A 13,723-nucleotide genomic window follows, 5' to 3' on the forward strand; every position below is an offset into this window, starting at 1 on the left:
CGGCCGGCGCCGGACCGCGCTCCTAAAAAGGCGGCTCGCGGGCCTTGCCGCGAGCCCTTCGTTCACGCCACCTTGGCAAAATCGGCGACCTGCAGCATGGCGCCGCGCAGCTCGGCGAGCAGGCGCAGCCGGTTGAGCCGCAGCTTCTCGTCCTCGCAATTGACCGTCACCTGATCGAAGAAGGCGTCGACCGGCTCGCGCAGCTTGGCGAGCGCCCGCATCGCGCCCTCGAAATTCTCCGCCTCGAGCCGCTCCGCCGTCTCCTCGCGCGCGCGCTTGACCGCCGCGGCGAGCTTGTGCTCGGGCTGCTCCATGCGCAAATTGGGATGGTGCGGCGTGTCATAGGCGCCGGCCCCGTCCTTCTTCTCCTCGATCTTGAGAATATTGGCCGCGCGGCGAAAGCCCGCGAGCAGATTCTTGCCGTCGTCGGTGTCGAGGAACTTGGCCAGAGCCTCGACCTTGCGGGTGATGGTGAGCAGATCATCCGGCATCTTCGCGCTCCCTTCCCGAACCTGCGCCGAAGCAGAGGCTCCGAGCGCCGCATCGATCAGGTCATATCGGGCGCCTCGATCGCGAAGATAGACCTTCAGGCGATCGATGAAGAAGGCGAGGAGGTCGGCGGCGTTGGCCTCGAGCAGCGACGGCAGAGTCTCGCGCATGAAGATTTCCGCCTGCGCGGACGGAGCCTCGGCGCCTTTCTCGCGGCCGACCGCCGCGAGCTGCGTTTCGATATCGGCGCGCAGATGCGTCAGCGCATCCGCCGAGAGGCTCGCGGCGCCGGTCGGCGAAAGATCGCAGCCGACGCGCTCGACCTCGCTCGTCACCAGATCGCGCAAGGGCGTGCGCGCGTCGAACCAGATCGTCGCTTGGGCCGCGGCGAATGCGTCGCGCAACGGCAGGCGCAGCTCACTCTCGAGCGCGATGCGAATGACGCCGAGCGCGGCGCGGCGCAGCGCATAAGGGTCCTTGCTCCCGGTCGGCTTCTCGTCGATCGCCCAGAAGCCGACCAGCGTGTCGAGCTTGTCGGCGAGCGCCACGGCGATCGACACGGGATTCGTCGGAATGCGGTCGTTCGGCCCCTGCGGCTTGTAGTGGTCTTCCAGCGCCGCCGCGACATCGGCGTCCTCGCCCTGCGCCCTCGCATAATAACGGCCCATTAGTCCTTGCAGCTCGGGGAATTCGCCGACCATTTCGGTGACGAGATCGGCTTTCGCCAAACGCGCCGCGCGCTCGGCCTTGTCGGCGTCGGCGCCGATGAGCGGCGCCAGCTCGCGCGCCAGCGCGGCGATGCGCGCGACGCGCTCACCCTGTGTCCCGAGCTTCTCGTGGAAGACGATGTTGTCGAGCTTGGGCAGGCGCTCCTCGAGCTTGGTCTTCAGATCGGTCTCATAGAAGAATTTCGCGTCCGACAACCTGGCCGCAATGACGCGCTGATTGCCGCCGACGATGGTGGCGCCGCCGTCATTCGCCTCGACATTGGCGACGAGAATGAACTTGTTGGCGAGCCCGCCGTCGGCGCGCTTCAGCACGAAACATTTCTGATTGACGCGAATGGTGGCGCGAATGACTTCCGGCGGAATGGAGAGGAAGCTCTCGTCGAAAGCGCCCATCAGCGTGACCGGCCATTCGACGAGGCCGGCGACCTCCTCGAGCAGCGCCGCGTCCTCGACCAGCTCGAGGCCCTGCGCCATGGCGAGAGTGCGCGCGTCATGCAGCACGATGTCGCGCCGCCGCGCCGCGTCGAGCACCACCTTCGCCTTCTCCAGCGCCGGCGCGTAATCGTCGAAGCGCCGCACGGAGAAACCCTGCGGCGCCATGAAGCGATGGCCGAAAGCGACATTGCCGCTCTCGATTCCGTCGACCGAGAAGCGAACCACCTCGGGCGTCTCCGTCTCCGGCCCGAAGGTGGCGAGGATGGATTGCAGCGGGCGCACCCAGCGCAGCGAATCGAGCTTCGCCGAGGCGGCGCCCCAGCGCATCGACTTCGGCCAGGGAAAGCCCTTCACAACTCCCGGCAGCACATCCGCCAGCACTTGAATCGTCTCGCGCCCGGCGCGCTCGATGACGGCGACATAGAACTCGCCCTTCTTCGGATCCTTCTCGATCTTCGCTTCGTCGATCGAGGCGAGGCCGGCGCTCTTCAAGAAGCCGGCGATGGCGGCCTCCGGCGCGCCGACGCGCGGCCCCTTCTTCTCCTCACGCACATCGGGCTGGCGCGCCGGCAGTCCGGCGACATGCAGCGCCAGCCGGCGCGGCGTCGCATGGGAGGCCGCGCCCTCATAGGCGAGCCCGCGCTCGGCGAGCGCGCCGCAGACGAGCCGCTGCAGATCATCGGCCGCCTGACGCTGCATGCGGGCGGGAATTTCTTCGGAGAACAGCTCGAGGAGAAGGTCGGGCATCGCTTTATCTGCATCTGTGTCTGAGAGGAGAAACCGCGCAGCCCTCCACCCTCCCCTCGAGGGGGAGGGTCGGCGTGCGAAGCACGACGGGGTGGGGTGCTCCCCGAGTCTCGGCGGTGAACCCCACCCCGCGCCTTCGGCGCGACCCTCCCCCTGAAGGGGAGGGTGGGCTTTCCGCAATATCGCGCAGAAGCATGTGGCGGCCTCAATCTTTTCGATCGGCGGACGCAGCTTTCGGCTCGACGCCGAGCGAGCCGTACAGCGCCGCGTAAATCGTGTCGAGCACGCCGTCGATGTTCTCGAACACCTCATGGTTCCAAAATCGGAGAATGCGATAGCCTTCGTTTTCCAGCCAGCGAGTCCGCGCGAGATCTCGCTCCTGCGCGCCCTCCTCGGTGTGCGACGGCCCATCGATCTCGATCAGCAACTTCCTGCTGAGACAGGCGAAATCGACGACATAAGGCCCGATCGGCGCTTGCCGTCGAAAATGCGTACGCAGCAGTGGGACGCGGTCGAGATTTTGCCAGAGCCTTTGTTCGGCGCTGGTCGCATTCGCGCGCAGCCGCCGGGCGGTTTCAAGACGAAATCGACGGAGCTTATCGTTGCTGCGCATGAATATATCGCCTCTCTCATCCCCCGATAGGGAGGCCTCGACCTGCCGTGCAGCCCGGGTGAGGTGGCGTTCCCCGAGCCTCAGCGGCGGGTCCCCACCCGCGCCTGCGGCGCGAGCCTCCCCCTTCAAGGCGAGGGTGGCGCGCGGGATCATTCACAACGGCTCCTCCGATGCGAGCGCTTCTCCCGCCGGGGCGGGCGTGTCGAGAAGATATCGCTCCACATCGAGCGCCGCCATGCAGCCGAGGCCGGCCGCCGTCACCGCTTGGCGATAGATCTCATCGGCCACGTCGCCGGCCGCGAATACGCCCGGAATATTGGTGCGCGTCGTGCCCGGCTGCACGACGATATAGCCGGACGGTTTCAGCTCCAGCTGGCCGACGAACAGCTCCGACGCCGGCTGATGGCCGATGGCGATGAACACGCCGTCGACGTCGAGCGTCTGCGTCGCGCCGGTCTTCACATTCTTCACGCGGGTCTGCGTGACCGAGAGCGGCGACTCGTCGCCCAAAATCTCGTCGATGGCGTGATCGAAAAGGATCTTCACATTGGGCTTTGCGGCGAGCCGCTCCTGCAGAACGCGCTCGGCGCGGAAGCTGTCGCGGCGATGCATGATCGTCACCTCGGCGGCGATCTGCGAGAGATAGAGCGCCTCCTCCACCGCCGTATTGCCGCCGCCGACGACCAGAACCTTCTTACCGCGGAAGAAGAAGCCGTCGCAGGTGGCGCAAGCGGAGACGCCATAGCCCTTGAACTTCTCCTCGCTCGGAACGCCGAGCCATTTGGCTTTCGCTCCGGTCGCGATGATGAGCGCGTCGGCGGTGTAGAGCTTGCCCGAATCGCCTAACAGCTCGAAGGGCCGCTTGCCGAGCCGCGCCTCGACGATATGGTCGGAGACGAGCTGCGCGCCGACATGCTCGGCCTGGGCGCGCATCTGATCCATCAGCCAGGGGCCCTGAATCGGCTCGGCGAAGCCGGGGTAATTCTCGACGTCGGTGGTGATCATGAGCTGCCCGCCCTGGTCGAAGCCGGCGATGACCACGGGCTCCAGCATGGCGCGCGCCGTGTAGATGGCGGCGGTATAGCCGGCGGGGCCGGAGCCGAGCACGATGACGCGGGCGTGCAGGCCTTGATCGTCTGCGGACATGGAAGGGGCCTCTGCGAAAGGATGGGCGGCGCCGGCGCGCTCGGATGAGCGCAATCTAGTCATTCCTGTTTGCGCCGCAACCGTCGCCTTCTTTAGGCAAATCGGGCGCCGTCGGCGAATCGCCGATAGGCGAGCGCAATGGCCTCCGCCAGTTCCGGCGTCGAATTGACGGGCGCATAGGACCATCGCTCCATCCGCCCCGTCCAGCGCCGCGCCGCCCCTTGCGCCTCGAGGCCGGCGAGGAAAGCGGCGAGCTTGGCCGAGCCGCCGCCGGGCGCGAACACATGCACGGGCGCGCCAGTCGCCGCCGCCTCGGAGACCATGTTGACGCTGTCGCCGGTGACGAGCAGGGCGTCGGCGCGGGCGAGGATGGAGAGATAGGGGTTTTCCCCATCGCCATTCCAGAGGAAAGCGCGCGGGATGTGGCCGCTCCCTTCCTTCTCCCGCGCGCGGGAGAAGGTGGCTCCGCGAAGCGGGGTCGGATGAGGGTCCGTGTCGCCGCGCGGCCCCCATTCGCCTCGAGCTGCCGGCGCCCTCATCCGACCCGACTTCGTCGGGCCACCTTCTCCCGCAAGCGGGAGAAGGGAGAACTGCAGCGCCGCGGCCAAGCGCTTCGGCGTGCGCCGCGACAATGTCGCCGCAACGCTCCACCCCTCCTCCAGCAACCCGCGCGCCGCCGCCGCCAGCCCGGCGACATCCCTCTCCGAAAACCGGAAATGCCGACTGTCCCCGCCGATGAGCAGCCCCGCCACCGGCGCCGGCAGCGCGGCGATGCGCGGATCGGGCGCGGCCCGCGCCTGCGCCAGAAGCTGCGGCGTCAGCCGGTTGGGCGGCGTCAGCGGCGTCAGCACATCGGCGCCCGAAAAACCATCGTGGCGCGGCGCGACGATGAGATCGGCGGCCGCCCGCCCGGTCGCCGGTGTGTTGACATAGACGGTGAAGACCGCGCCGCCGGAGGCGCGCTTCAGATGACGCAGATAAGGAAGGGTGCGCCGCCCGCAGGCGAGCGCGAGATCGGGAAAGGGCGGAGCGAGCAGGCCCGCCTCGCGCGGATCGATCGGGCCGAAAGGCGCGAGCGCGGCGATCAGGCGGCGCGGCGCGATGCGGACGAGGCGCGGAGCGAGGCCCAGCGCCGCGGCAAGGCCGAGCGTCTGCGCCTCATGACCAGCGCGGCCGTCGGAGAGAACCCAGGCTGACGCAATATCGCCAGCGCCCTCGCCGTTCTCCCGCTCGGCGGGAGAAGGCAGGGCGAACCTCGTCACACTCGCGGCTCAGACGAAGGCCACCTTCAATATCTCATAGCTCTTGCCGCCGCCGGGCGTCTTCACCTCGACGGTGTCGCCGGCCTTCTTGCCGATCAGCGCGCGGGCGATCGGCGAGGCGATGGAGACGCGGCCGTTCTTGGCGTCGGCCTCGGGCTCGCCGACGATCTGATAGGCCTTCTCCTCCTCGGTGTCCTCGTCGACCAGCGTGACCGTCGCGCCGAATTTGATGGTGGAGCCCGAGAGCTTGGAGACGTCGATGACCTCGGCGCGCGACAGCTTGTCCTCGAGGTCGGCGATGCGGCCCTCGTTCAGCGACTGCGCTTCCTTGGCGGCGTGATATTCGGCGTTCTCCGACAAATCGCCGTGCGAGCGGGCCTCGGAGATCGCCTGGATGATGCGCGGGCGCTCGGTCTGCTGACGATGCCGCAGCTCGGTGTCGAGAGCGGCGTAGCCGGCGGCGGTCATGGGCACCTTGTCCATCTCTCTTGCTCTCTGCTCTTTTTGTTCCGGAGGCTCGGCCGCGCTTCTTTAATAAATCGCTCGTCCTCCGCCGGTTTCGCGAAACCAGGCAGGCGATCGAACCCCTTGAACATGAATGAGCCGCTGACGCGGCGACCGAATCTCAAGCTCGCGCGCGCCCGGCCGAGGCGCGTCAGTCACGCGAAATAGTCCTGCAGGGCGCGGACTTCGAGATCTCCCGATACATAGGCCCGGATGCTCTGCGCCGCCGCGATCGCGCCGGCGAGCGTCGTATAATAGGGCACTTTATGCAATAGCGCAGCTTGGCGCAAGGAACGTGAATCGGCCAGCGCCTGGGCGCCTTCGGTCGTGTTGAACACGAGCTGAACCGAGCCGTTCTTGATCGCGTCCACGATATGCGGCCGCCCCTCCGAGACCTTGTTCAGCTTTTGCGCCGGCACGCCGTTCTCGGCGAGATAGCGCGCCGTGCCGCCGGTCGCGACCACCGAAAAGCCGAGCTCGGCCAATAGCTTCACCGCCGGCAGAACGCGCGGCTTGTCGGCGTCCCGAACCGAGACGAACAAGGTCCCCTGGCGCGGCACCTTGGTGCCGCCGCCGAGCTGGCTCTTGGCGAAGGCCGCCTCGAAGCTGCGGTCGAGCCCGATCACCTCGCCCGTCGAGCGCATCTCGGGGCCGAGCACAGTGTCGACGCCGGGGAAGCGCGCGAAGGGGAACACCGATTCCTTGACGCCCACGTGATTCGGCATGGGCCGCGGCAGGCCGAAGCCCGCGAGCTTCTCGCCGGCCATGATTCGCGCCGCGATCTTGGCGATCGGCGCGCCCACCACCTTGGCGACGAAAGGCACGGTCCGCGAGGCGCGCGGATTGACCTCGAGCACATAGATCTCGCCGTCCTTCAGCGCGAACTGCACATTCATCAGGCCGACGACGCCGAGCGCGTCGGCGAGCAGGATCGTCTGCCGCTCGAGCTCGGCCACGGTGCCCGGCAACAGCGAGCGCGGCGGCAGCGAGCAGGCCGAATCGCCGGAATGAATGCCGGCCTCCTCGATATGCTCCATCACCCCGGCGATGGCCGCGCTCGTCCCATCGGCGACGCAATCCACGTCGACTTCTATGGCGTCGGTCAGATAGCGGTCGAACAGCAGCGGATTGCGGCCGAGCACGGTGTTGATCTGGCCGGTCTTGTCGTTGGGATAGCGCGCCTTCACATCGGAGGGAACGAGGCTCGGCAGCGTGCCGAGCAGATAATCGTCGAGCGCGTTCTGATCGCGGATGATGGCCATGGCGCGCCCGCCGAGCACATAGGACGGGCGCACGACCAGCGGTAGACCGAGCTCGCCGGCGACGAGCCGCGACTGCTCCACCGAATAGGCGATGCCGTTCTTCGGCTGCTTCAGGCCGAGCTTGTCGAGCAGGCGCTTGAAGCGGTCGCGGTCCTCGGCGAGATCGATCGAATCGACCGGCGTGCCGAGGATCGGCAAGCCGGCCGAATTCAGCGCATGGGCGAGCTTCAGCGGCGTCTGCCCGCCATATTGCACGATGACGCCGTGCAGCGTCCCATTGCTGCGCTCGACATCGAGAATCTCCTCGACGTCCTCCGCCGTCAGCGGCTCGAAATAGAGGCGATCCGATGTGTCGTAATCCGTCGACACCGTCTCCGGATTGCAATTGATCATCACCGTCTCGAAGCCGGCGTCGGCGAGCGCGAAGCAGGCGTGGCAGCAGCAATAATCGAATTCGATGCCCTGACCGATGCGGTTCGGTCCGCCGCCGAGGATGACGACCTTGCGCCTGTCGGAAGGGCGCGCCTCATTGGCGGGCGCGCCGAGGAAAGGCGTCTCATAGGTCGAATACATGTAAGCGGTGGGCGAGGCGAATTCCGCCGCGCAAGTGTCGATGCGCTTATAGACCGGACGCACGTCGAGGGCGCGGCGCGCGGCGCGCACGCCTTTCTCGGCCTCGCCCGAGAGCGTCGCGAGGCGGGCGTCGGAGAAGCCGGCGAATTTCAGCGCGCGGAAATTCTCGGCGTCCTTCGGCAGGCCGAATTTGCGCACCTTGGTCTCGAACGCGACGATCTCGGCGATGCGCGCGATGAACCAGGGATCGATCTTGCAGGCCTCGTGAATCTCGGCCGGATCCATGCCGAGGCGCAGCGCCTGGCCGACGACCAGCAGCCGGTCCGGCGTCGGCGTGCCGAGAGCGGCGCGCAGCACGTTCATATCGTCGCCGCGGCCCATTCCGTCGATCTCGATCTCGTCGAGACCCGAGAGGCCGGTCTCCAGCGAGCGCAGCGCCTTCTGCAGCGATTCGGCGAAATTGCGCCCGATCGCCATGGCCTCGCCGACCGATTTCATCGCCGTCGTCAGCACCGGCTCGGCGCCGGGAAACTTTTCGAAGGCGAAGCGCGGAATCTTGGTGACGATGTAATCGATCGTCGGCTCGAAGGAGGCCGGCGTGGCGCCGCCCGTGATGTCGTTGGCGATCTCGTCGAGCGTGTAGCCGACGGCGAGCTTGGCCGCGACCTTTGCGATGGGAAAGCCGGTCGCCTTGGACGCCAGCGCCGAGGAGCGCGACACGCGCGGATTCATCTCGATGACGATCATGCGGCCGGTCGCCGGATCGACGGCGAATTGCACATTCGATCCGCCGGTCTCGACGCCGATCTCGCGCAGCACGGCGATCGAGGCGTCGCGCATGATCTGATATTCTTTGTCGGTCAGCGTCAGCGCCGGGGCGACGGTGATCGAATCGCCCGTATGCACGCCCATCGGATCGATGTTCTCGATCGAGCAGACGATGATGCAATTGTCCGCGCGGTCGCGGACCACCTCCATCTCATATTCCTTCCAGCCGATGACGCTCTCTTCGATCAGCACCTCGGTGGTCGGCGAGGCGTCGAGGCCCCGCTCGATGATGTCGATGAACTCGGCCTTGTTATAGGCGATGCCGCCGCCGGTGCCGGCGAGCGTGAAGGAGGGGCGGATGATCGCCGGCAGGCCGATGTCCTCCAGCGCCTCCAGCGCCTCGGTGAGGCCCTTGGAGATATAGCGCCGCTTGCGCTCCGGCTCGCCCGTCTCCCAGCGGCGGCGAATGTCGGCGATGCGCTTCTGCTTCTCCTCGAGCGGCAGCTCGGAAGCCTCGATCTCGGCGATCTCGGCGTTGCGCCGCGCCTTGTCGGAGGTCTTCAGATCGGTGGCGTTGGCGAGGCGCGAGCGCGGCGTCTCGAGGCCGATTTTGGTCATGGCCTCGCGGAACAATTCGCGATCCTCGGCCTTGTCGATGGCCTTGGCGTCGGCGCCGATCATCTCGACGTCGAATTTTTCGAGCACGCCCATGCGCTCCAGCGACAGGGCGCAATTGAGGGCCGTCTGCCCGCCCATGGTCGGCAGCAGCGCGAAGCCGCCGGGAATGGCGTATCGCTCCTTCTCGATGATCTTGGCGACGATCTCGGGCGTGATCGGCTCGACATAGGTCCGATCCGCCATATCGGGATCGGTCATGATGGTGGCGGGATTGGAGTTGACGAGGACGATGCGATAGCCCTCGGCGCGCAACGCCTTGCAGGCCTGGGTTCCCGAATAATCGAACTCGCAGGCCTGGCCGATGACGATGGGGCCGGCGCCGATGATCAGAATGGTCGATATGTCGGTTCGTTTCGGCATGTCGGTCCGACTGTCATCCTTTCTTCACGCGCGCCTCGGAATGAGGATAACGCGCGTTCCGTCGCCACGCCGCCACAATCCGCACGGGCGCACAAAAAAAGGCCGCGCCGCAGCCTTTTCAAGGTTCAGCGCGCCCTCCCTCGAGACGAGACCGAACGGGGCGGGCGGCCCGGCCCGACGGTCGAGCGTGTGTTAGACGAGAATCCGCGGCAGGGGAAGGGGGCGCGACGACGCGTCGTCTCGGACCCGGCCGGCGGCGAAGGGCTCGCTCCTCTCGCGATCGGGCGGCGCTTTCGGCGTCTATGCGGAAATCTTCCTCTCATCGCCGCTCTCCCCAGCGGTGGACAATAAGCTGCGCCGCATTATTTCCTGCCGGCGGGCCTCGCGAGCGAGAGCCGCAGAGCGAGAGGGCGGAGCATCGCATGGAGAAGAGGGCCGAAACCCGCACGTCCCAGCCGGACGCCGATTACGACAAGCTCGGCCGCGACGCGCTGATCGCACTGCTGCGCAGCGCGATCCAGCAGCGCGACGAGGTGATCTCGAAATATGAGGCGATGGCCTATCAGGTGAACGAATCGACCCATGAGATCGACGACGCTCAGCTGGAGGCGCGCCGCGAGGCCCGTCTCGCCGAAAAGAACGAGCGCCACGCGCAGGAGGAAGAAGCGCTGGTGCGCCAGCTCCAGAGCCTTCTCGATGAAGAGCGCCGCAAGAACGCCGCGCTCGCCGAGGATTTCGCCCGTTTCCGCGAGAAGATGGCGAAGACGCCGGTCGAGGACCCCTGGGGACATCTCGGACGCGACCTCGGCCAGATCGGCGACGACGGCGTCGCCTGGATGCGGGCGAAAATTCCGCCGGACAGCCAGATGCTGCCCTGGTTCGACCGGACGGTCGAGGGCTCGAAAAAGGCGGGGCTGCTAGCCTGTCAATGGGGCGCCCGCGCCTATGACTGGGCGAAGCCGCGCGCGATCGAGCTCTACCAATGGGGAAAACCGCGCGCGATCGAGGGCTATAAATGGGCGCGCGGCGAGATCGAGAAGCGGATGGGGAAAGGACAGGGGACTTCGGGCCCGTGAGAAGCCGTTTCGAAAATGGTTGAACAGCCGAGGTCGGTGTGATTCCGGGAGTTTGCGGACATCTCGGAGATAAGCATGCGGACCCCGGCCAACCATCATAGCCCATGAACGGCTCCTTCTGTGACACGCAGCATGGGCGCCGCCAGCAGGGCATTGCGTCAGATTGTCGTCCTCCACTTTCCGTTGGTTAGAGCGTGACATCTGCGACAAACTCGGGGCGACGTTCCTCGCAACTGCTCCGCTCGGCCCACCATCCCGTTTTGATTTCGATGTCCTTATCGTTTTTGGTCGTCTGGCTCCGCGATGGGTAGCGCCGTAGCGGGGCTCTGAGATTCAAGTTCTGCAAGACATTTCAAGCAGAATACTCGCCGACCTTCGATAGCCTCGTACGCCACTTCGAACGCTTCCATCCGGCCGTCTGTAACCTCAACGACTTCCTCCAGCGACAACTCGGCGAGGCTCGCGAACTTCTCAAATCCGAGGGACCTGAAGCAATCGTCACACACAAACAGATTTCCCATGATCATCAGACGGTGGCCGTCCGGCACGTTCTTGCGTTCAATCTCCTTCGCCACATGCGAACAGGTCTCAACAAATCCGACCCGCCCGTGGGTCTCGCAGATCATAATACCCATTTGGGCCTCCCGATTCCGCAGTGATCCCACGCCGAGCCGCCGATCAACTACGGTGTTCAGAAGTCGTTCGAAAATGGTTGAGCGGCTGAGGTCGATGCGAATACGGGAGTTTAACAGAAAATTGGAGATGCAAGCTCGCTTCAGATGCCGACGAATTCGCGCTCGCGACGGTTTCCGCCCTCCTCCTTCCAGGCGCCGACGTGCATTCCGGCCTTCTTCGCCTCGGTCGCCGCGCTCAGAAACTCGATCGCGAATCTCAGAACGTCGGCTTTCGAGGACTCGTTCTCGGCCGCGATGCGATCCACGATCGCGCTCAACCGTTGAGAGAGATCGAGCGTCAGTCGCACCCTCGCAGCCTCGGGCGAGCTATTTTTCAAGGCTTCATCGGACATTGAAGACGACCCTTCTCCTTATGTGAACGCCCTCGCTCGTCACCTTCGGCCGTGGCCGTCCGATCGAGCGGCGGCAGCCTGAATTTAGAGCGTAGGTTTATGCCCCATATCTGTCAATTCGGCAGAAATAATCAACCTGTTGTCCGCCTGTCGGCCCGACGGCCGCGGATCAGAAGCGCGCTTTGCCTCCGCCGCGCCGCGTCCATATGATGCCAGTGAGCAGGCGGGAATCACCATCATGAGCTTCGGCGCGCAGGACGAGACGGTCCGCTTCCTCATGGCGCAGGGCGAGAGCGCCGGCGCGCCCATCATCACCCATATCTCCATCGTCGTGCTGACGCGGGACCGCGCCTATAAGCTCAAGCGCGACGTGATTTTCCCCTATCTCGATTTCCACACGCCGCACATCCGGCTCGCCATGTGCGAGCGCGAGCACGCGTTGAATCGCCGGCTCGCCCCCTCGCTGTATCTCGCCGCCCGGCGCATCACCCGCGAGGCCGACGGCGCTCTCGCTTTCGACGGAGCGGGCGAGCTCGTCGACGCCATCGTCGAGATGCGCCGCTTCGACGAAGATGCGCTGCTCGACCGTCTCGCCCTGTCCGGCGGCCTGACGGCGCCGCTGATCGAGCGGCTGGCCACGCGCCTCGCCGCCTTCCACGACGGCGCCGAAATCCGCACGCGCGGCGGCGGCGCCGTGATGGCCGAGCTGCTCGATCTCGGCGAGACGAGCTCGCTCGCCAAATCTTCGGCAGTCGGCGCGGCGGAGCGCCGCGCGCTGGCGGACGGGTTGCGCAGGGCGGCGCAGGCGCATGGCGCGCTGCTCGACCGCCGGCGCGACGAGGGCAAGGTGCGCCACTGCCACGGCGACCTCACGCTGCGCAACATCTGCGTCGTCGACGGCGAGCCGACGCCCTTCGACTGCATCGAATTCTCCGACGCGCTGGCGACGATCGACATTCTCTACGACCTCGCCTTTCTGCTGATGGATCTGACGCGCCGCGGGCTGCGCGAGCTGGCGGCGCGCGCGCTGAACCGCTATCTCGACGCGCGCGACGAGACCGACGGGCTGCCGCTGCTGCCCTTCTTCATGGCGCTGCGCGCGGCCATTCGCGCCGATGTGGCGGCGGCCCGCGCCGGCCAGCCGGACGCCGACGCCGATGCGATGAACCAGGAGACGCGCGACTATTTCGATCTCGCCGGCGCGCTGCTGCGCCCTGCCCCGCCGCGCATCGTCGCGATCGGCGGGTTGAGCGGAACCGGCAAGTCGAGCGTCGCCGTGGCCCTCGCGCCGCTGCTCGGCTCGGCGCCCGGCGCGCGCACGCTCTCCAGCGACCGGCTGCGCAAGCGGCTCTGCGGCGTCGCGCCGACGACGCGCCTGCCGCCCGAGGCCTACACGCCCGATATGTCGGAACGAGTTTATGCGCTGCTGCGCGGCGAGGCGGCGCGCGTCGCCGCCTGCGGCTGGAGCGTCATCGTCGACGCCGTGCATGCGCGCTCCGACGAGCGCGCCGCCATCGAGGCGCAAGCACGCGCGTGCGGCCTCCCCTTCTCAGGATTCTGGCTCGAGGCCGACGCCGCTCTCTCCGAGCAGCGCGTCGCCGCGCGCCGCGACGACGTCTCCGACGCGACGCCCGATGTGCTCGTCGCGCAGCGCCGCTACGACATCGGCGATGTGAGCTGGACGCGCATCGACGCGTCGCGCCCGGTCGACGCGATCGCCCGCGACATGGCGGGGCGCTCGTAGGAAGCGCCCGCCCTATATTTTCGGCCGATCCTTACGAGTCCCTTATGCGCCCGGACGGAAATCCGAATGGCGCCCTTATGCGCGTCGCGGGCATATCGCCATCGCATTTCGCTTTGGGAGACCAGCCATGCTCGATCTCGTCTTCATCGCCCTCGGCCTCGCTCTGCTCGCGCTGATGGGCGCCTACGCCCGCGCTTGCGGCCGCTTGTGAGAGGAGCCCGCCCATGTCGGAGCCCATCATCGGCCTTGGCGTCGCGCTGCTGCTCGGCGCCTATCTCGTTTACACGCTGCTTCACCCCGAAAAATTCTAA

At 66.6% G+C, this 13,723-nt stretch carries 11 protein-coding genes; 3 read left to right on the forward strand and 8 right to left on the reverse strand.

Going from position 1 to position 13,723, the window contains the following annotated elements; genetic code table 11:
* Nucleotides 1–62: 62 nt before the first annotated feature.
* From glyS to carB, 6 genes are all read right to left on the reverse strand, one after another.
* Entirely contained in the window at nt 63–2,399 is a 2,337-nt protein-coding gene (gene glyS / locus CQW49_RS10595) for a glycine--tRNA ligase subunit beta (RefSeq protein ID WP_003610000.1), read from the reverse strand.
* A 205-nt stretch (nt 2,400–2,604) separates the two neighbouring features.
* Nucleotides 2,605–3,012 (reverse strand): endonuclease domain-containing protein, encoded by a 408-nt coding sequence (locus tag CQW49_RS10600; protein ID WP_024749780.1) that lies wholly within the window; start codon nt 3,010–3,012, stop codon nt 2,605–2,607.
* A 153-nt stretch (nt 3,013–3,165) separates the two neighbouring features.
* The gene (gene trxB, locus CQW49_RS10605; protein ID WP_003609996.1) at nt 3,166–4,158 is read right to left on the reverse strand and encodes a thioredoxin-disulfide reductase; all 993 of its coding nucleotides are present in this window, start codon (nt 4,156–4,158) and stop codon (nt 3,166–3,168) included.
* A gap of 92 nt (nt 4,159–4,250) precedes the next feature.
* Nucleotides 4,251–5,420: a mitochondrial fission ELM1 family protein gene (locus CQW49_RS10610; protein ID WP_099831778.1), complete on the reverse strand. Its 1,170-nt coding sequence runs from the start codon at nt 5,418–5,420 to the stop codon at nt 4,251–4,253.
* Between the two features lie 9 nt (nt 5,421–5,429).
* Entirely contained in the window at nt 5,430–5,903 is a 474-nt protein-coding gene (gene greA / locus CQW49_RS10615) for a transcription elongation factor GreA (RefSeq protein WP_003609989.1), read from the reverse strand.
* A gap of 176 nt (nt 5,904–6,079) precedes the next feature.
* Nucleotides 6,080–9,565: a carbamoyl-phosphate synthase large subunit gene (carB, locus tag CQW49_RS10620; RefSeq protein WP_003609987.1), complete on the reverse strand. Its 3,486-nt coding sequence runs from the start codon at nt 9,563–9,565 to the stop codon at nt 6,080–6,082.
* Nucleotides 9,566–9,987: 422 nt separating this feature from the next.
* Between carB and CQW49_RS10625 the strand changes: the two genes are divergently transcribed.
* Entirely contained in the window at nt 9,988–10,641 is a 654-nt protein-coding gene (locus tag CQW49_RS10625; RefSeq protein WP_003609985.1) for a hypothetical protein, read from the forward strand.
* 275 nt (nt 10,642–10,916) lie between these two features.
* On the opposite strand, the gene CQW49_RS10630 is transcribed toward CQW49_RS10625, so the two are convergent.
* A complete protein-coding gene (locus CQW49_RS10630) occupies nt 10,917–11,276 on the reverse strand; it encodes a hypothetical protein (RefSeq protein ID WP_003609983.1) in 360 nt (119 codons plus the stop codon).
* Between the two features lie 140 nt (nt 11,277–11,416).
* Complete coding sequence (locus CQW49_RS10635; RefSeq protein ID WP_003609981.1) at nt 11,417–11,668, reverse strand: hypothetical protein; 252 nt, start codon at nt 11,666–11,668, stop codon at nt 11,417–11,419.
* 238 nt (nt 11,669–11,906) lie between these two features.
* Here CQW49_RS10635 and CQW49_RS10640 point away from each other — a divergent pair, with 238 nt between their 5' ends.
* Both CQW49_RS10640 and kdpF read left to right on the forward strand, forming a co-directional pair.
* On the forward strand, nt 11,907–13,412 hold the full coding sequence (locus CQW49_RS10640) for a bifunctional aminoglycoside phosphotransferase/ATP-binding protein (RefSeq protein ID WP_003609980.1): 1,506 nt from the start codon (nt 11,907–11,909) through the stop codon (nt 13,410–13,412).
* Between the two features lie 224 nt (nt 13,413–13,636).
* Nucleotides 13,637–13,723, forward strand: coding sequence for a K(+)-transporting ATPase subunit F (kdpF, locus tag CQW49_RS26340; RefSeq protein ID WP_065083650.1), 87 nt, complete (start codon nt 13,637–13,639; stop codon nt 13,721–13,723).

Origin of the sequence: Methylosinus trichosporium OB3b (assembly GCF_002752655.1) — a bacterium.
GTDB lineage: Bacteria > Pseudomonadota > Alphaproteobacteria > Rhizobiales > Beijerinckiaceae > Methylosinus > Methylosinus trichosporium.